Here is a 17,258-nt window from a genome sequence, read left to right as displayed (position 1 = left end):
CGGATGAAGGAGCGCATCATGACCGCAGTGCACGAGTCCGTCCTCGACGCGATCGGCGGGACACCGCTGTTCCGCCTTGCGCGGCTGGGCGCCGGGACCGCCGCGCCGATCTACGCCAAGGCCGAGTTCCTCAACATCGGCGGCAGCGTCAAGGACCGCGCCGCGTTGTCGATGGTCCTGGCCGCCGAGCGGGAGGGCCTGTTGGGGCCGGGCGGGACGATCATCGAGGCGACCTCGGGCAACACCGGCATCGGGCTCGCCATCGTCGGCCGCCGGCGCGGGTACCGGGTGATCGCCGGGGTGTCGGACAAGTCGGCACCTGAGAAGTCGGACATCCTGCGGGCGTACGGGGCCGAGGTGGTGCTGGCGACGACCTCCGTGCCGCAGGAGGACCCGCGGCACCTGTTCAACGTGGTCCGCCGGCTCACTGAGGAGATCCCCGGTGCCTGGCTCGCCAACCAGTACGACAACCTGGCCAATCCGGACGCCCATGTCCGGACCACCGGTCCCGAGATCTGGGAGCAGACCGGCGGCCGGGTGACCCACTTCGTCGCGGGCGTGGGCACCGGAGGCACCGTCACCGGCACCGGCGGGTACCTCAAGCAGGTGTCCGGCGGCGCGGTGACGGTCATCGGCGCGGACCCGGAGTCCTCGTCGTACGGAGGCGGGGACGGCAGCCCGTGGTTCGTCGAGAGCATCGGCCACTTCCTCCACCCCGAGACGGTCGAGGACCGCTGGCCGCAGGCCTACCGCTCGGAGGTGATAGACCGGTTCGAGCGGATTCCGGACCGCGAGTCGCTGCTGACGGCGCGCCGGCTCGCGCGGGAGGAGGGCATCCTGGCAGGCCCTTCGTCCGGGACGGCGGTGGCGGCGGCGCTGCGGGTGGCGCGCGGACTGGGGCCGGACGACCTGGTCGTGGTGCTGCTGCCGGACTCGGGCCGGTCCTACCTGTCCAAGGTCCACAGCGACGGGTGGATGCGGCGCTTGGGCTTCCTGGAGGAGCCGGGGGAGGAGGAGCTGCGGGCAGCCCTGGAGGGAGCCGGCCCGTTGGTGACGGTCGGCGCGGACGCGACCGTCGCCGGGGCGCTGGAGGCGCTGCGGGCCGTGCCGGGCGGGGTCGCCCCGGTCGTACTGCCACGGGCGGCGCGGCCGTACGGGGTGGCCGACGCGGAGGTGCTCGGCTCGGTGTCCCGGGAGGTGCTGCAGGCGGCGCTCGCGGACGGCAGCGCCAAGGCCGACGGCCCGGTGCGCCCGCTGCTCGGGCCGGCCCTGCCGACGGTCGGGGTCGGGCAGTCGGCCGCCGAGGCGCGGGCCGCGCTGGCGGGCGGGCGGCCAGGGGTGGTGGTGCTGGTGGACGGGAAGGCGGCCGGAGTGCTGACGAAGGCGGCGCTCTTGTAGGCGAGTGATGCCGACGGGGAGGGGCGGTAGCCCTCGGTGCTGCCACCCCCGTTGGCTTCTCGGCGCCGGGGTGGTGGTTCATCGAGCCAAGACCCGCCAGGGCTGGAAGCGGGTGTGGGTCTGTGCGGGGTTCGGTGGGGTTCCGGTGAGCGTTCCATCGTGTGGAGGAAACGCCCCCGGGCGGGTTCAGCCCGCGAGGGCCTCGCGGGGGGCGCTGGTGAACTCCGGGCCGCTCATGGCTACTTCTTCCTTGTGGTTTGCAGCCATGTCGTCAGGCGAACTCCACTCCCGCCCTGAGGCGGCGAGTTCCAGCCATGCCGGTCGGAATGTCGTCCGCGGGCGGAGGACCGTATCGGCGACCGCCCTGTCAGCGGCAGGCGTTGACGTACGGGACGGGGATCGGCTGGGCCCGTTCGGCGGGGTGGGCCGGACGGCGAGGCCGCGGGCGCGGTGGACGTCGGGTCGGGGGCTACGATCGGGGCTCCCTTCGACCGGCGATCAGGAGCTCACCGATGCGCGTGGACCGACTTCGCGGGCCGGCTCGGCTGCCGCGGGCCTCCCTGGTGACCGTGGCCGTGGCCCTGGCCGCCGCAGCAGTCGCCTGCGGGCCGACCAGCGACGCCTACGTGGCCCTGCAGAACGCGATGAAGTCCCACATCACCACCCAGGACCACCGGCCGGTCGGTTCGGTCTCCTGCACCCCGCACGTTCACGACACCGCGCGCGGGGAGACCGCCCACCTGCACTGCCTGGTCGACTTCGCCGACGGGACGTCGTACACCGCCAACGCGGCCATCCACAACCAGAACTCCGGCGGCACCCACAACCGGCCTGACACCTACTCGCGGGACAGCCCGCCGCAGAGATGACCCTGGTCGTCACCACCGATCACCAGCACGAGCTTTCCCACCGCAGGCCGCCGTCCGTCAGCCGTGCGCCTGCTGGGCGCGCCGGGGCACCAGTCCCACCAGTGCGAGGACCGCCAGGTTCAGGCCGGCCGTGATGGCGAAGTACCGGCATCACCCGTGCTTGTCGTGCAACTGGCCTGAGAATCCGCGACATTGACGTTGAATCGACACCGTCGCTGCTAGCCTCGGCCCATGTCTGCGGCGCAATTCCTGACGCTGGACCCGGCCTCGGCCGACTTCGTCGTCGACGTCTCCAACGTCGTCCGGGACGACGGCCTCCTGAGCGCCCGCAAGGCCGACCTGCAGCGGCTCACCGCGCTCTGCCGCGCGCTGGCCTCCCACGTGGGCGACCACACCCTGCAGATCTACGCCGTCGTCGACGACTCGCTGCTCACCGACGGCTACCTCAGCCGGGCCGAGCGGGCGCAGCTGCACGACTGGGTCGAGGCCGGGCTGATGGAGCCGCGCACGGTCGCGGACGACCGGCTGCTGGAGATCGCCGACCTCTCCGGCGTCTCGGTCGTCAGCGACGACGGGTTCGTCGAGTTCCACCGCCGCTACCCGTGGATCTCGGGCAACCGCGACCGCTTCGTGAAGCCCGTCCCCCTGCCCGGCGGCCGGGTCGGGATCGTCCGGCGGGTCATGCCCGTGCCGCAGGACTGGCAGATCACGCGCAAGGAGGAGGAGCGTCTGCTGCTCTCCGTCGGCATGCTCGACCGGCGTACCGGCAGCGGCCCCCGCCGCGAGTTCCTCGAACGCCTCTGGCGCTGCCCGGAGCGCGGCTGCCGGCTCTTCGAGGGCGGCCGCCGGACGGGCGCGGGGCAGGCGCTGCCGCGGCACGACCGGGGGCGGGCGGTCTGTCCGACGCACCGGCTGCCGCTGATCGACCGCGGGCCGCGCCCGAGCCAGGTCGAGGTCAAGATCCACGTGAACGACGAGGTGCAGACGCGCGTCGTGGTCGTGGCCGGTCACGACGTCGTCGTTGGGCGCGACCCGGTGGCCCGCGAGGGGCAGCGGGCCGTCCTGATCGGCCCCTGGCTCACCGGCGCGGCCACCCACCTCGTCAGCCGCTCCCACGTCCGGCTGGCCTGCCGCGACGGCGTCCTGGAGGCGTACGACACGAGCACCAACGGCTGCCGGGTCCGCTCGGCCGACGGCGCCGAGCGCGCGGTCCGGCCGGGGCGGGTGTGGCAGCTGCGGCGCGGACAGCGGCTGCTGCTGCACGAGTCCGTGTGGGTCGAGATCAGCGGCCGGACCTTCGTCTTCGAGGACGAGACGCCGCTCCCGAAGGCACCCGTGCGCAGGGAACCCTCGGGGCCGACGATGCTCGGGCGGATCCTCCCGAAGCAGGACCACCGCAAGGGCCGACGGCCGACGCGCTGACGGCGGCCCTGGCCGCAACGTTCAGCGGTGGAGCCGTCACCTCACGGAGCGCGGCCGGCCGACGTCTCCTCGGTGCGGACGCCGCGGCCGTCCGCGGTGCGGAACCCGATGATCGTGTGCCGCACGTGACGGCCCGGTTCGGACCGGTCCGAGCCCACCCGCCGCTCGACCGTCACGTACGTCTCCAGGCACCGGCCCTCGGCCCGCAGTCCGTGCCGCAGGATCCGCGCCCGTCGGTCGGCCTTTGCGGCCACGCCGATCGCCGCCGCGAGCCCTGCCCCGACGAACACCAGCCCGACGATGGCGACGAACGCTCCGCCGAGATCGATGTTCTCCGACATTCCGTCCCCCGTGGATGTGCCGGTCGAACGTGTGAACTCCGACGTGCGGGACGGGAGTCGGCGTCATCCGGTTCCCGCGCGAGGGGCGCCCGCAGTGCGGTCAGTCGGGCTGGGAGCCGGCCGACTCGCGGTCGGGGAAGGCGGCGAGGAGGGCGAGCCAGAGCTGGAAGCGGTCCTGCATGGACTGCAGCGACCGACCGGTGAGGCGCTCGATCTGGTCCAGCCGGTAGCGGACGGTGTTCCGGTGGACGTACAGCCGGTCGGCGACCGCCTGGACCGAGCAGTCCGCGCCCAGGTAGGCGTGCAGGGTCGAGACGAGGTCCGCCTGGTTGGCCTCGTCGAACCGGGTGAGCGGGCGCAGCACCTCGGTGGCGAGCTGCTTGACCGGCAGGCCGGGGCTGGACAGCAGCAGGCGCGGCAGGTTGAGCGGGTCGCCGGTGTGGACCCCGGGGCCCCTGGTGAGGGCTGCCTGGGCCTCGAACCAGCTCCAGCGCAGGCCGTCGACGCCCCGGTAGCAGCCGCCGATCCCGACCGAGGCGCGGGTGTCGAGCCCGGACAGCGCGGTGCCGAACCGCCGGGCCAGCGCATCCGCGGGCGCGGACTGCGGGACCACCGCCACCAGGTACCGGTTGACCACGGCGGTGAGCACCGGCTCGGGGGAGTCGGGGCGGCCCGGGGCGAGCCACGGCAGTCGCGCCAGTCGCCGGTCCGCCGCCGGCCCTCCGCCGTCCGGTGCCAGGCGGCCCAGGACGACCCGGTGGGCGGCCTTGGCGTCGAGCCCGAACGCGTCGAGCCTGCGTTCGGCGGCCGCCGGTGCGATCACGTCCCGCACGATGTCCTCGACGACCTGGCCGACCAGTTCCCGCCGCCCGGCCAGGTGGGCCTGCCGGCGGGCCAGCTCCAGACCGACCAGCCCGACCGCGTGCGGGAGTACGTCCGCCGCGTGGCCGGCCGACCGCAGGCAGAGGAACGCCGCGACCGTCCCGTCGACTTGCACCGGCAGCCGGAGCGGCCCGTCGTGCTCCCCGGGGGATGACGGCCCGGCCCTGCGCAGCTCCTCGGCGAGCGCGTCGGAACGCTCCGGGGCGGCGGCGAGGACCGTGCCGTGGCGGTCGACCACGGCGACCTCGGACCCGCAGGTCCGCCGCAGCACCCGCAGGAGCGCGGCCAGGCCCTCGCCGTTCAGCAGGGACTGGAGCAGCAGGTCGTGCTGATCGGCCAGCCGCCGTTGCGCGCTGTGGTCCTCGGCCGCGATCCGTTCGGCGACCAGGCGGTTCACCGCGATGAACGGCGTCTCGTACGGCACCTCCAGCACCGCCAGGCCCAGCCGCTCGGCCTCGGCCACCGTCGCCCGCGGGACCGCGGGATGGCTCAGGCCGGTGCCGAAGCCCACGCCTGACGCGCCGGCGGCCGCCACCCGCTGGACGAAGGCGGTCTGCGCGGCGCCGGTCCGCTGCCGCAGGCCCGTGGTGAGGAGCAGCTCGCCCCCCGTCATCCACGGTGTCGGATCGGCGAGTTCCGTCACCGCGACCCAGCGCACGACGCGGTCGACACCGGCGGCGCCGGTGCACAGCCGCAGGCCGAGGACCTCTTCCCGAAGCAGTTCGCGCAGCGTCACGGACATGCGCCGGACTGTAGCGCCGCACAACTCGGCGGCGGAAGTCCGTGCGGGCGTCCATGGCCGGATCGGGGGAATCCTCCTAGGTTTCCGAGCGCCGGGCCGTTGGTCCGTTGCATGACACCGATGGCGCGACACCGACCAGGAGGGCCGCACGACTTGATGAGCGACGACGATCCGCCCCGACCGGCTCCGGCGCGCGCGGCGGTCCGCCTCGAAGGGCTGGCGAAGACCTTCGACGGCCAGGTCCGCGCGGTCGACGGCGTGGACCTGGAGATCGGTGAGGGCGAGTTCTTCGCGATGCTCGGCCCGTCCGGGTCGGGGAAGACCACGGTGCTGCGCATGATCGCGGGCTTCGAGCCGCCGACCTCCGGCCGGATCCTGCTGGGCGGAGCCGATGTCACCGGTCTCGCCCCGTTCGACCGGGACGTCAACACGGTGTTCCAGGACTACGCGCTCTTCCCGCACATGACGGTCGAACAGAACGTCGGCTACGGCCTGATGGTCCGCCGGGTGCCCAGGGCACAACGGGCGGAGCGGGTGCGCGCGGCGCTCGCGATGGTGCGGCTCGACGGTTTCGAGCGGCGCCGGCCGGCCCGGCTCTCCGGCGGCCAGCGCCAGCGGGTGGCGCTGGCCAGGGCACTGGTGAACCGCCCGAAGGTGCTGCTGCTCGACGAGCCGCTCGGCGCACTCGATCTGAAACTGCGTCACGAGATGCAGGTGGAGCTCAAGCAGATCCAGCGCGAGGTCGGGATCACCTTCGTGTTCGTCACCCACGACCAGGACGAGGCCCTGACGATGAGCGACCGCGTCGCGGTGTTCAACGCGGGCCGGATCGAGCAGGTCGGCTCGCCCGCCGAGGTGTACGAGCGCCCGGCCACGGCCTTCGTCGCCGGCTTCGTCGGCACTGCCAACCTGCTGGACGGCGCGGCGGCCGAGCAGGTCGTGGGCGAGGCCGGGCTGTTCAGCGTCCGGCCGGAGAGGATCCGGATAGCGCACCCGGACGATCCCGCCGGACCCGACGAGCTGTCGGCGACCGGGCGGGTGGCCGAGGTCGTCTACGCGGGCGGCCACACCCGGTTCCTGGTCGACCTGGAGGCCGGCGGGCGGCTGACCGCCGTCCGGCAGAACCTCGACGAGGGCTCGGCCGACGTCGTCCGGCACCGCGGCACCGACGTCGTGCTGGCCTGGCAGCGGAAGCACACCGTCCGCGTCGGCGAGTAGCCCGTCCCCACCACTTCCTCGAAGATCGGAACACACCGAATGCGCATCCCCGCGATCGCCCGTCCCGCGGCCGCCGCCGCCACCGCCGCCGTCCTGCTGGCCGCAGGCTGCGGCAGCACCGCCGGAACGGCCGGCACCCACGGTCCGAACCCGCCGAAACTGCCGGTGCTCCAGTCCCTGGGCGCCGGTGAGGGTCAGGTGAACCTGGTCGCCTGGGCCGGCTATGCCGAGGACGGTTCGGACGACAAGAACGTCGACTGGGTCCACCCCTTCGAGCAGCAGACCGGCTGCAAGGTCAACACGAAGATCGCCGGCACCTCGGACGAGATGGTCTCGCTGATGAAGACCGGCCAGTACGACGCGGTCTCGGCGTCCGGAGACGCGACGCTCCGGCTGATCGCGGCCGGCGATGTCGCACCCGTCAACACCGATCTCGTGCCCAACTACGCGGACGTCTTCGACGGCCTGAAGAACCAGCCGTGGAACTCGGTGAACGGCCGGATGTACGGCATCCCGCACGGCCGCGGTGCCAACCTGCTGATGTACCGCACCGACAAGGTCTCACCGGCGCCGGACTCGTGGAGCGTGGTCTTCGACGGCGCCTTCGCCTACGCCGGCCACGTCACCGCCTACGACTCCGCGATCTACATCGCCGACGCGGCGCTGTACCTGATGAAGACCAGGCCGGACCTGGGCATCAAGAACCCCTACGCCCTGGACGACGCCCAACTCAAGGCGGCCGTCGACCTGTTGAAGACCCAGCACAAGTCGGTCGGCGAGTACTGGAGCGACTACCAGAAGGCGGAGAACTCCTTCAAGACCGGCGACACCGTGGTCGGTACCACCTGGCAGGTGATCGCCAACATGGCGCAGGCCGACAAGGCGCCGGTCCAGGCGGTGCTGCCGAAGGAGGGCGCGACCGGCTGGTCGGACACCTGGATGGTCTCGGCGAAGGCCGCGCACCCCGACTGCGCCTACCAGTGGATGAACTGGATCGTCTCGCCGAAGGCCAACGCCCAGGTCGCCGAGTGGTTCGGCGAGGCCCCGGCCAACTCCAAGGCCTGCGACCGGACGTCGGACAAGAACTTCTGCACCACCTTCCACGCCACCGACGAGGCGTACTGGAAGAACGTCCACTACTGGACCACCCCGGTCAAGAACTGCCTGGACGGCCGAGGGGCTTCCTGCACCGACTACGCCGCCTGGACCGCCGCCTGGACCGAGATCAAGGGCTGACCGATGGCGACCGACCTGGCCGCCCCGCCACTGCGGCGGGGCGGCGTGCGGCAGGCGGCCTCCGTCCTGCACCGGTACGCCGGACTGCGGCTGGCGCTGCTGCTGGCGGCGCCGATGGCCTGGCTGGTGCTGGCCTACCTGGGCTCGCTCGCCGTCCTGTTCCTCTCGGCCTTCTGGACGGTCGACGACTTCACCTCCGACGTCGTCCGGATCTGGAACACGGCCAACTTCACCACCGTCCTCACCGAGCCGGTCTACCGGTCGATCGCCCTGCGCACGCTCGGCATCGCCGTCGCGGTCACGGTGATCGACGCCGTGGTGGCGTTCCCGATGGCCTTCTACATGGCCCGGATCGCCCGGCCGCGCACCCGCAGGCTCCTCGTGGTGGCCGTGCTGACCCCGCTCTGGGCCAGCTACCTGGTCAAGGCGTACGCCTGGCGGGCGATCTTCAGCCAGGGCGGCGTCCTCGACTGGCTCGGTGGCCCGTTCGGACTGGCCGGCCCCGGGTACGGCACGGCGGCGGTGATCGTCGTCCTCGCCTACCTGTGGCTGCCGTACATGATCCTGCCGGTCTACGCGGGGCTTGAGAACCTGCCGCCCGACCTCCTCGACGCCTCGGCCGACCTGGGCGCCTCGGCGGGGCGGACCTTCCGCTCGGTGGTCCTTCCACTGGTCAAGCCCTCGGTGTTCGCCGGGTCGGTGTTCACCTTCTCGCTGAGCCTGGGCGACTACATCGCGGTGCGGATCGTCGGCGGGAAGACCCAGGTGCTGGGCACCGCGATCGCCGACAACGTGACGCTCGACCTGCCGCTGGCCGCCGCGCTGTCCTGCGTGCCGGTGGTCATGATCATCGGCTACCTGCTCGCCGTGCGCCGGACCGGCGCCCTGGACTCGCTGTAGGGGGCGAACACCAGTGATCCTCTCCCGCCGAACCCGGATCGCGCTGCGCGCGGCCACGGCCGCCGGCCTCGCCGTCGTCTACCTGCCACTGCTGCTGGTCCTCCTCAACTCGCTCAACCGGGACCGGTCCTTCGCCTGGCCGCCGACCGGGCTCACCACCGAGTGGTGGGTGCGGGCCTGGCAGTCCGACGGCGCCCGCAGCGCGCTCGTCGCCTCACTGCAGGCGGGAGCGGGGGCCACCCTGGTGGCACTGGTCCTCGGAACCATGACGGCCTTCGCCGTCCAGCGGTACCGGTTCTTCGGCCGGCAGGCGGTGTCGTTCCTGGTGATCCTCCCGATCGCGCTACCCGGCATCGTCACCGGCATCGCGCTCAACGCCGCGTTCCGCACGGTGCTCGGCCCGGCGGGCCTCGGCTTCGGACTGCTCACCGTCGTCATCGGGCACGCCACGTTCTGCATCGTCGTGGTCTTCAACAACGTCGTCGCCAGGCTGCGCCGGATGTCGCCCTCGGCCGAGGAGGCCTCGGCCGACCTCGGCGCGCACACCTTCCAGACCTTCCGGTACGTCACCTTCCCGGCCGTGCGGTCGGCGCTGCTCGCGGGCGGGCTGCTGGCGTTCGCGCTCTCCTTCGACGAGATCGTGGTCACCACCTTCACCGCCGGCCCCGGCGTCCAGACCCTGCCCGTCTGGATCTACGCCAACCTGGCCCGCCCCAACCAGGCCCCCGTCGTCAACGTCGTGGCCGCCGTCCTGGTCCTGCTCTCCGTGATCCCCGTCCACCTCGCCCAGCGCCTGTCCGCTGACGCACCCGGAGGTCGACCGTGAAGCCGTCGGACGTACGGGGAGACGCGCTCGGGCGCGAAAGAGGCGGCGGAGGAGTTCGCCGCGCTCGTGCCCGAGGGCGCCCCCGCGGCGCAGACGGCGCTGCGCCGGATCATCCAGCAGCCGGGGGTGACGACGGTGATCCCGGGTGCCCGCAACGTGGCGCAGGCCCGGGCCAACGCGGCCGCCGCCGATCTGGCGCCGCTGCCGGACGCCACCCTGGCCGCCGTACGGGAGCTGTACGACCGTCGGATCCGGTCGCAGGTGCAGACCGCTGGTGACGCCGGCGCGCGGGACGCCCGGCCGGGCCCGGATGAGCTGCTGCGATGAGCGGCGCGGAGCCCGCGGAACCGGCCGATTCGCGCGGGCGGACGAGCGGCCGGGCACGAGGCAGTAGCGTTACGTCGATATGACATGTACGCTGCGTGTCGCTGGTTGAACACCATGCGGGCCTGGTCGCCACTCCGTGGGGGGAGTCACGTCCAGGCCCGGTCGCCGGCCAGGCCTCGGTTGGGCTCGTGGGGGAGCTTCAGCCGAGGCCATCGGTGGCTGACGGCCTTATGCCCGGTCCGACAGTGTTTCAGTCATGACAAGCCGTCGGTATTTCGGTGGCTGCGGGTTTTCCCCGCCCGTGCGGCCATGGCCGGCCACGGCCTCGGGCCTCAGCGCTGCGCGGCGGGGCCGGAGTCGGAGGCGCCCCGGCTCACCGGCCCGGCCCCGCCGGCGGCCGACCGGTTCCCGGGCCGAGCCCGCCGAGGACAGGCCGTGGTGTCAGGGCTCCAGCCGGATCCTGACCCGGCGGTTCTGGCGGCCCTTGCTCTCCACCTTGGTGACGACGATGCGGCCGATCTGGCCGGTGGAGGCCACGTGGGTGCCGCCGTCGGCCTGGGCGTCGAGACCGACGATGTCGACCACGCGGACCTCGGGCATGCTGGGCGGGGCCTTGAACTGGGTCCGGACCAGGTCGGGGATGGCCTCGGCCTCGTCCTTCGGCAGGACTCGGACCACGATCTTGCGGTCGGCCGCGATCTCCGCGTTGACGGCGTCCTCCAGGGCCTGCTTGAAGCCCGGAGGCACCTCCGGCAGGTTGAAGTCCATCCGGGCCTCGCCGGGCTCCATGCTGTTGCCCGTCACCAGCGCGCCGAAGTCCCGGAAGACCGTGCCGCACAGGACGTGCAGCCCGGAGTGGGTGCGCATCAGGGAGGTGCGCCGCCGGTCGTCGAGGGCGCCGGTCACCGTGGTGCCCGCAGGCGGGACCGGGTCGCCGGGGGCGGGCAGCAGGAACAGGTCGTCGCCCTTGCGGGTGCCGACGATGGTGGTCTGCACACCCTGCCAGATCAGCACGCCGTGGTCCGGCGGCTGGCCGCCGCCGCCCGGGTAGAAGGCCGAGCGGTCCAGGACGATTCCGGCCTCGGGGTCGGCCGGATCCGACCACAGGACCGTGCAGTCCCATTCCCTCAGCGTGACGTCTTCCCAGTCCAGGCGGTGTGTACGGCCGTGGTGGTCGATTCCCATGGGCAGTTGGAGCCGCAGTTGCCCGGCCGGGCCCGTCGGCTCCGTCTCCTTTCCGGTGACACTGCGGTACCTCTGGCGGTCCTCGCGCGCAGACCTGCCCGTACTCGCCCGTACGGCCGCGCGTCGCCAGTCGCTCCGAGCATACGCGGTCAGTCGTCGATCATTTGACGCTACGTCAACTGAGCAGCCGCAGAAGCGCCGCGGTGGCGGCGCCGAGCGCCACGACCAGGAGGAAGGGCGCCCGCAGGAGCGCGGCCACCACGGCCACGCCGAAGCCGGCCGCGCGGGCGTCCAGCGTGAGGTGGTGGCCGCTGCCGAAGGTCTGCACCGCGACCAGCGCCGCCAGCAGGGCGACCGGCAGGAGCGCCGAAACCTCCTGGACGCGCCGCCGCTTCAGCACCGACTCCGGTACGCACAGCCCGGCCAGCTTGAGCAGGTAGACGCCGAGACTGCCGAGCAGGATCGCGGTCCACATCAGCGGCTCTCCTTCCGCAGCGCCGGGCCGGCGAGTCCGGCGACGAGTCCGGCGAGCAGCACCGGCACCCCGACGGGAAGGAACGGCACCCCGGCGAGGGCGACGGCGGCGGCCGCCGCGGCCACCGCCCAGTACCGCCGCTCGCGCAGCCGCGGCATCAGCAGCGCGACGAACGCCGCGGGCGACGCGACGTCCAGACCGAGCGCCTCCGGGTCGGGCAGGACCTTCGCACCGAGCGCGCCGGCGAGCGTGGCCAGGTTCCAGCAGACGAAGACCGCCGCCCCGGTGGCGTGGAAGGCCAGCCGCGCTTCTCGCTCGGTGCCGCGGCCCATGGACATCGCCGAGCTCTCGTCCAGCACCAGCTGCGCCGTGGCCACCCGCCGCAGGCCGCCGACCTGAAGCAGGGCGGACAGGTTCAGCCCGTACAGGCTGTTGCGCACCCCCAGCAGGGCCGCGGTCGCCGCGCCGGTGAGGGCCGCGCCGCCGGCGCCGAGGACGCCGATCACGGCGAACTGCGAGGCCCCGGAGAACATCAGCAGGGACAGCACGCAGCTCTGCAGCACGGAGAAGCCCGCGACGACGGCCAGGGCGCCGAAGGACAGGCCCAGGGCGCCGACCGCGAGCCCGACGCCCACCGCGTCCCGCAGCACGGCCGCTCTCTGCCGTGGCCAGCTGTCGGCGGTGGGTACCGGGCTCGCGGTGGATTGCGCTTTGGTCATGTGTTCCGCTCTCGCAGCACGATCGTGAGTTCGTCGTGCGCCTTGGCGCACAACTCGGCGGCCACGTCGGGGGATTCGCCCTCGGCGATGACGTAGCCGAGCCGATGGTATGCGTTCCGGGCGGGCTCCACCCGCTGTTCCGGGCGAGCTGTGACGGTGACATGCCGGACGCCTTCGAGGGCCTGCGCCGCCTCGATCCCGGCGACGTGCGAGAAGGTGCCCTCGCGGTCGGCGAGCAGGAAGCGGATGGCGGCGGCCCCGGTCGGGGCGCGGTCCAGCCGGGGCGGGCGGCCGAGTGCGGCCCGCACCTGCTCCTCCAGCAGGTGGATCCCGGTGGACAGCCGGATCAGCTCCGGGATCATCCCGCCCGCCAGCCGGCCGTTGATCTCGATGACGGCCGGGCCTTCGTCGGTGAGCCGCACCTCGGTGTGTGCGGCGCCGTTGGTCAGCCCGACCGCCCGCACGGCCCGCCGGGCGGCCTCGGCCAGTCCGTTCGCCACGCGGGGCGCCAGGGCGGCCGGGAAGACGTGGCCGTGCTCGACGAAGTGCGGCGGGCCGGCCAGGTGCTTCTGGGTGATCCCGACGCAGTGCACCTCGCCGGCCCAGCTGAACGTCTCGACACTGAACTCCGGTCCGTCCAGGTACTCCTCGACGAGCACCGTGCCGGCGGTGGCCTGCCCGCGGACGTTGACGGTCTCGGCCAGGATCACCCGGCTCTGCGCGATCGCCTGCTCGGCGGTGGTGCACAGCAGGACGTTGTTGGAGCCGCTGTCGTCGGCCGGCTTGACCACGCAGGGGAGGCCGGTCCGGGCCACCGCCTGCGGCACCTCCGCCGGGTCGGCCAGGATCGCGAACCGCGGCTGCCGGACGCCGGCCTCCGCCAGCCGCGCCCTGGTGACGGTCTTGTCGCGGCAGGCGGTCATGCTCTCCACGGAGTTCCCCGGCAGGCCCAGGAGCGTGGTGAGCCCGGCCACCGTGGGGAGGTAGAAGTCGCTGGTGGTGGCGACCCCGGCGATCTCCTCCCGGCGCCAGTTGGCGCGGACGGTTTGGCGCAGCGCCGCCGCGGAGTTGGTGTCGCAGGTGACCACCTCGCAGCCGGTGGCGGCCACGCCCGGGTAGCGTTCGGGGGAGTTGGTGAGCAGGACCGGCGTGAGCCCGAGGTCCCGGGTGAGCCGCAGCGCCAGCAGGCCGGTGCCGGTGGTGTTCGACTCGACGAAGAGCAGGCGCTGGCGGTCCGCGGAGCGTTCGATCTCCTCGGCGCGGGACCAGCTCTCGGCGACCCGGTCCGGGGCGATCGTGACCGGTTCGGCGGCGGGTACCTGCTGGTCGACCCGGTGCTCGGTCCAGTAGTCGTCGTCGTAGATGGTGCGGGTGTAGCGGTCGCCGCGGTCGGGGAGGATGCCGACGATCCGCGTCCCCGGGGCTGCGCCGGCCGCAAGGTGGCGCAGCAGCTGGTAGACGGATCCGGAGGTGTTGCCCGCGAAGATCTGCTGTTCGCGGGCGAGGTCGCGGGTCGCGGTGAAGGCCTCCAGGTCGTTGAGCCAGTGCACCTCGTCGATCAGCCGCCGGTCGAGGTTGCCCGGCATGAGGCTGTTGCCGAGGCCGCTCTGCTTGCGTCCGGGCTGGTCGGGCTGCCCGAACAGCACGCTGCCGACGGAGTCCACCCCGACCACCCGTAGCTCCGGCAGGGTGGTCCGTAACCGCCGGGCCGTGCCGCAGAGCGAGCCGCCGCTGCCGACCGAGCCGACCAGCACGTCGAACTCGCCGAGATCGTCCAGCAGTTCGGCCGCCAGTGCGCGGTAGCCGGCCGGATTGTCGGGGTTGCCGTACTGGTCCGGCCAGAACGCGCCGGGGAGTTCGGCGCGCAGCCGGGCCAGGAGCTCCAGGCGGGCGCCCTGCCAGCCGGTCCCCGTCATCGCCCTGACGATGTGGACCTCGCAGCCGAGGGAACGCAGTTTGGCCAGCGTGATCTCGTCGATCCGCGGGTCGGTGACGATGTGGACGGGGTGGCCGAGCGCGCGGCCGACGAGTGCCACGCCGAGGGCCATCGTCCCCGAGGAGCTCTCGACGATCGCGGCGCCGTCGGGCAGGTCGCCGGTCCGTTTGGCCGTCAGGATGATGTTGCGGGCGACCCGGTCCTTCATGCCGAAGAGGTTCTGGCATTCCAGCTTGGCAAAGACCTCCACGCCCGGGGCCGCGTCGAGACGCAGCCGGACCAGCGGGGTGTGGCCTATCGCGTCGACAACACTGTCAAAGAGCACAGTCTCCTCCGATGGAGCCGGCGTGGTGGACGAAGGGGGGCGGGGCGTCGTAATCGGCCTTGCCCAGGGTGCGGTGGACCTGCACCGTGCCCGGCAGGCGGGCGCAGCGGGCGAGGACCTGCTCGACCCGCTCCGGGTCGGTGCCGTGCTCGCCGAGGAGGATGCCGAGGACGGTGCCGCTGTGGGCGACGACCAGTCCGAGCCCGTCGTGGTCCCGGCAGATCCCGCGCATCTCCTCGAAGTCCGGCCGGGGGGTCCGCCGGGCGTGCAACTCGGCGCTCCTGGTGGAGACCCGGCCGATCGCGGCGAGGTCGCCGGAGCTCACGGCGGTGCCCAGGGCGTCGAGCAGGTCCCGGTATTCGCGGCGTTCCCGGAGGGTCGGTGCCGCGGCCGACTGGTTGAAGTCGACGGTGTTCACCGTGCCGCCCGGGTCGTGCGCCACGATGGTGAGCGGTGGCAGGAAGCCGAGCCGCTCCCGCAGCCGTACCTCGCGGTGGTAGTAGCTGACGATGCCCGCGTACATGACGCCGTCGGACGGTTCGATCCCGCGGAGGAAGTGCTCGGTCGCCGCTTCGTCCAGGGTGACTCCCAGCGCGTCGGCCACGGCGCGGGCGGTGGCGACGAGGTCGGCCGACGAGCTGGCCAGCCCCTTGCCCTCCGGTATCGCGGTGTCGAGTTCCAGTGTGCCGCCGCCGGTGTAGCCGTGGGCCCGCAGGATGCGGGTGGCCAGCTGTCGGGACTTGTGCTTCGAGGCGGGACTGACCGATATCTCGTCGGTCGTCGCGGTGGCCCGGAAGACCGCCGTCGACCAGGCGTCGATGGGCAAGGTCACCAGGAACCGGCGCCGGCGTTCGAGCAGCATCCCCTGCAGCAGCTCCCCGAAGGTGCCGTTGGCGACCCCGATGCCCGCTTCCTTTCCTATGAACATGTCGTTTCCCTCATTGGCCGTCCGTGACGGTCCGTTCAGGCGGACGTGATGCCCAGCAGGCGGTCGGACTCCGCCACGGCCTCGCGCACCCGGTCGCTGCGCGTCCGCCAGGCCGCCTCGAACCCGTCGTAGCGGCCGCACTGGGCGGTGAGCACGGCGCGCACCTGGGCCGGCTGGGTCGACCCGGCGGAGACCTTCCGCCGCAGGCCGGCCTCGGCGTCGAACGCGGTCGCCAGCAGGCGCTGCGGTTCGGCGACTTCGAAACCGTGCTCCTTCGCGACCCGGCGCAGGAGCTGCGGCCGGACGTCCTGGGGCGCCGCGCCCTGCTCGATGGCGGCCAGGACGTAGCCGCCCGCCACCACCTGGGCCATGCGCCAGGGGATGCCCTCGTCCAGGGTCAGCAGGTTGGCGAGGGTGAAACCGCCGAGGTACTCGCGTTCGCAGGCCTCGCGCATCCGGTCGGCGCGGAACTCCAGGTTGTCCAGGACGGCGGTGGCGAGGGCGAGCGCGCTGCGGGCGGTCCGAAACGCCGTCAGGACGTGGGTTCCGGCCTCCTTGGAGACCTCCACCGAGTTGGAGTACGCGGTGTTCCGCTGGCCCGTCAGCACGTCCAGGTGGAAGGCGGTGAGGTGGGCCGTCTTGCCGCGGATCCGTTCCAGCAGCGGGAAGTTCTTCTTCTGCGGCATCGCCGACGAGATTCCCGCGTAGGCGTCCGGCAGGTCGATGAAGCCGTACTCGCTGCTGCCCCAGGAGATCAGGTCGGTGGTGAAGCGGCTCAGCACGACGCCGAACTGCGACAGTTCGCCGGTGATCCGCAGCGCCCAGTCCCGCGAGGCGACCGCCACGAGGGCGTGCGGCCGCGGGCCGGCGAAGCCGAGCAGCCGGGCGGAGCGGTCACGGTCCCAGGGGAGTTCCTGGCCGGCCATCGCGCCGGCGCCCAGCGGGCACAGGTCGATCTCGTCGTAGGCCGTGAGGAGCCGGCGGGCCGCCTGCAGCACCTCCTCGCCGACCGCGGCGAGGTAGTAGCCGGGGGTGATGACCTGCGCCGCCTGGGCGTGGGTGTACCCGGGCATGAGCAGCTCGGCGGTCCGCCCGGCCAGCCGGTGCGCGGAGCGCCCGAAGGCGAGCAGGGCGTCGGCGGTCAGGGACAGCTGGTGCCGGGCGAACATCACCTGCGCGCAGGCCTGCAGGTCGTTGCGGCTGCGGTCGACGTGCCAGGCCGGGACGGGAGCGGGCAGCCGGTGGTCGACGTACCGCTCCAGCGCGAAGGCGATGTCCGACATGTTGTGCTCGGGATCGGCGGTGATCGCGGTCGCCGTGATGCCGTGCAGCGCCTTGCCGATCAGCTCGGCCTGCCCGGCGTCGATCAGGCCCAACCGCCGGTACTCAAGGGCGAGGACCTTCTCGATCGCCAGGTACCAGGGCAGGAGGTGTTCCAGCTCGAACTCGAACTGGGGCGCGAGCACCTCGTCGTGCAACAGCTCGTGCGGGCCGGTCGTGATCCGTCCGGTCAGTGGCGCCGCCACGGG

15 protein-coding genes and 1 pseudogene are annotated in these 17,258 nt (G+C 72.8%); 8 read left to right on the top strand and 8 right to left on the bottom strand.

The window, feature by feature from the left end; translation table 11 throughout:
* Nucleotides 1-18 precede the first annotated feature (18 nt).
* The 3 genes from ACWCXH_RS00295 (at nucleotide 19) to ACWCXH_RS00285 (ending at nucleotide 3,689) form a co-directional block, all read left to right on the top strand.
* On the top strand, nucleotides 19-1,398 hold the full coding sequence (locus tag ACWCXH_RS00295; RefSeq protein WP_449799043.1) for a pyridoxal-phosphate dependent enzyme: 1,380 nt from the start codon (nucleotides 19-21) through the stop codon (nucleotides 1,396-1,398).
* A gap of 512 nt (nucleotides 1,399-1,910) precedes the next feature.
* Nucleotides 1,911-2,267, top strand: a complete 357-nt coding sequence (locus tag ACWCXH_RS00290) for a hypothetical protein (protein WP_449799042.1) — start codon at nucleotides 1,911-1,913, stop codon at nucleotides 2,265-2,267.
* Between the two features lie 231 nt (nucleotides 2,268-2,498).
* Complete coding sequence (locus ACWCXH_RS00285) at nucleotides 2,499-3,689, top strand: hypothetical protein (RefSeq protein WP_449799041.1); 1,191 nt, start codon at nucleotides 2,499-2,501, stop codon at nucleotides 3,687-3,689.
* Nucleotides 3,690-3,730: 41 nt separating this feature from the next.
* Here the strand turns inward: ACWCXH_RS00285 and ACWCXH_RS00280 are convergent, their stop codons facing one another.
* Together ACWCXH_RS00280 and ACWCXH_RS00275 are read right to left on the bottom strand one after the other, a co-directional pair.
* On the bottom strand, nucleotides 3,731-4,030 hold the full coding sequence (locus tag ACWCXH_RS00280) for a hypothetical protein (RefSeq protein ID WP_449799040.1): 300 nt from the start codon (nucleotides 4,028-4,030) through the stop codon (nucleotides 3,731-3,733).
* A 100-nt stretch (nucleotides 4,031-4,130) separates the two neighbouring features.
* Nucleotides 4,131-5,654 (bottom strand): PucR family transcriptional regulator, encoded by a 1,524-nt coding sequence (locus tag ACWCXH_RS00275; protein WP_449799039.1) that lies wholly within the window; start codon nucleotides 5,652-5,654, stop codon nucleotides 4,131-4,133.
* 156 nt (nucleotides 5,655-5,810) lie between these two features.
* Here ACWCXH_RS00275 and ACWCXH_RS00270 point away from each other — a divergent pair, with 156 nt between their 5' ends.
* The 5 genes and pseudogenes from ACWCXH_RS00270 to ACWCXH_RS00250 form a co-directional block, all read left to right on the top strand.
* Nucleotides 5,811-6,872 (top strand): ABC transporter ATP-binding protein, encoded by a 1,062-nt coding sequence (locus ACWCXH_RS00270; protein ID WP_449799038.1) that lies wholly within the window; start codon nucleotides 5,811-5,813, stop codon nucleotides 6,870-6,872.
* Nucleotides 6,873-6,911: 39 nt separating this feature from the next.
* Entirely contained in the window at nucleotides 6,912-8,108 is a 1,197-nt protein-coding gene (locus tag ACWCXH_RS00265; RefSeq protein WP_449799037.1) for an ABC transporter substrate-binding protein, read from the top strand.
* A gap of 3 nt (nucleotides 8,109-8,111) precedes the next feature.
* Entirely contained in the window at nucleotides 8,112-9,008 is an 897-nt protein-coding gene (locus ACWCXH_RS00260; protein WP_449799036.1) for an ABC transporter permease, read from the top strand.
* Nucleotides 9,009-9,021: 13 nt separating this feature from the next.
* Nucleotides 9,022-9,834, top strand: a complete 813-nt coding sequence (locus tag ACWCXH_RS00255; protein ID WP_449799035.1) for an ABC transporter permease — start codon at nucleotides 9,022-9,024, stop codon at nucleotides 9,832-9,834.
* A 15-nt stretch (nucleotides 9,835-9,849) separates the two neighbouring features.
* Nucleotides 9,850-10,112, top strand: a pseudogene (locus ACWCXH_RS00250) (aldo/keto reductase); the annotation flags it as partial.
* Between the two features lie 490 nt (nucleotides 10,113-10,602).
* Here the strand turns inward: ACWCXH_RS00250 and ACWCXH_RS00245 are convergent.
* The 6 genes from ACWCXH_RS00245 to ACWCXH_RS00220 form a co-directional block, all read right to left on the bottom strand.
* Nucleotides 10,603-11,346, bottom strand: a complete 744-nt coding sequence (locus ACWCXH_RS00245; protein WP_449799034.1) for an alanyl-tRNA editing protein — start codon at nucleotides 11,344-11,346, stop codon at nucleotides 10,603-10,605.
* Between the two features lie 175 nt (nucleotides 11,347-11,521).
* On the bottom strand, nucleotides 11,522-11,821 hold the full coding sequence (locus tag ACWCXH_RS00240; RefSeq protein WP_449799033.1) for an AzlD domain-containing protein: 300 nt from the start codon (nucleotides 11,819-11,821) through the stop codon (nucleotides 11,522-11,524).
* Entirely contained in the window at nucleotides 11,821-12,540 is a 720-nt protein-coding gene (locus ACWCXH_RS00235) for an AzlC family ABC transporter permease (protein ID WP_449799032.1), read from the bottom strand. Before ACWCXH_RS00235 ends, ACWCXH_RS00240 begins: the two co-directional genes overlap by 1 nt.
* On the bottom strand, nucleotides 12,537-14,801 hold the full coding sequence (locus tag ACWCXH_RS00230) for a pyridoxal-phosphate dependent enzyme (RefSeq protein ID WP_449799031.1): 2,265 nt from the start codon (nucleotides 14,799-14,801) through the stop codon (nucleotides 12,537-12,539). Before ACWCXH_RS00230 ends, ACWCXH_RS00235 begins: the two co-directional genes overlap by 4 nt.
* Nucleotides 14,791-15,729: a GHMP family kinase ATP-binding protein gene (locus ACWCXH_RS00225; protein ID WP_449799030.1), complete on the bottom strand. Its 939-nt coding sequence runs from the start codon at nucleotides 15,727-15,729 to the stop codon at nucleotides 14,791-14,793. Before ACWCXH_RS00225 ends, ACWCXH_RS00230 begins: the two co-directional genes overlap by 11 nt.
* A 35-nt stretch (nucleotides 15,730-15,764) precedes the next feature.
* Complete coding sequence (locus ACWCXH_RS00220) at nucleotides 15,765-17,255, bottom strand: lyase family protein (protein WP_449799029.1); 1,491 nt, start codon at nucleotides 17,253-17,255, stop codon at nucleotides 15,765-15,767.
* Between the last annotated feature and the right edge of the window lie 3 nt (nucleotides 17,256-17,258).

Source organism: Kitasatospora sp. NPDC001660 (assembly GCF_053596725.1).
Note: the sequence above shows the minus strand (reverse complement) of the source record. Positions and strands in the feature narration are given on the sequence as shown.

Coding starts and splice junctions, on each gene's coding strand:
- ACWCXH_RS00270 (WP_449799038.1), top strand. CDS start 5,811: ATGAGCGACGACGATCCGCCCCGACCGGCTCCGGCGCGCGCGGCGGTC.
- ACWCXH_RS00235 (WP_449799032.1), bottom strand. CDS start 12,540: ATGACCAAAGCGCAATCCACCGCGAGCCCGGTACCCACCGCCGACAGC.
- ACWCXH_RS00240 (WP_449799033.1), bottom strand. CDS start 11,821: ATGTGGACCGCGATCCTGCTCGGCAGTCTCGGCGTCTACCTGCTCAAG.
- ACWCXH_RS00265 (WP_449799037.1), top strand. CDS start 6,912: ATGCGCATCCCCGCGATCGCCCGTCCCGCGGCCGCCGCCGCCACCGCC.
- ACWCXH_RS00260 (WP_449799036.1), top strand. CDS start 8,112: ATGGCGACCGACCTGGCCGCCCCGCCACTGCGGCGGGGCGGCGTGCGG.
- ACWCXH_RS00225 (WP_449799030.1), bottom strand. CDS start 15,729: ATGTTCATAGGAAAGGAAGCGGGCATCGGGGTCGCCAACGGCACCTTC.
- ACWCXH_RS00285 (WP_449799041.1), top strand. CDS start 2,499: ATGTCTGCGGCGCAATTCCTGACGCTGGACCCGGCCTCGGCCGACTTC.
- ACWCXH_RS00245 (WP_449799034.1), bottom strand. CDS start 11,346: ATGGGAATCGACCACCACGGCCGTACACACCGCCTGGACTGGGAAGAC.
- ACWCXH_RS00295 (WP_449799043.1), top strand. CDS start 19: ATGACCGCAGTGCACGAGTCCGTCCTCGACGCGATCGGCGGGACACCG.
- ACWCXH_RS00280 (WP_449799040.1), bottom strand. CDS start 4,030: ATGTCGGAGAACATCGATCTCGGCGGAGCGTTCGTCGCCATCGTCGGG.
- ACWCXH_RS00290 (WP_449799042.1), top strand. CDS start 1,911: ATGCGCGTGGACCGACTTCGCGGGCCGGCTCGGCTGCCGCGGGCCTCC.
- ACWCXH_RS00275 (WP_449799039.1), bottom strand. CDS start 5,654: ATGTCCGTGACGCTGCGCGAACTGCTTCGGGAAGAGGTCCTCGGCCTG.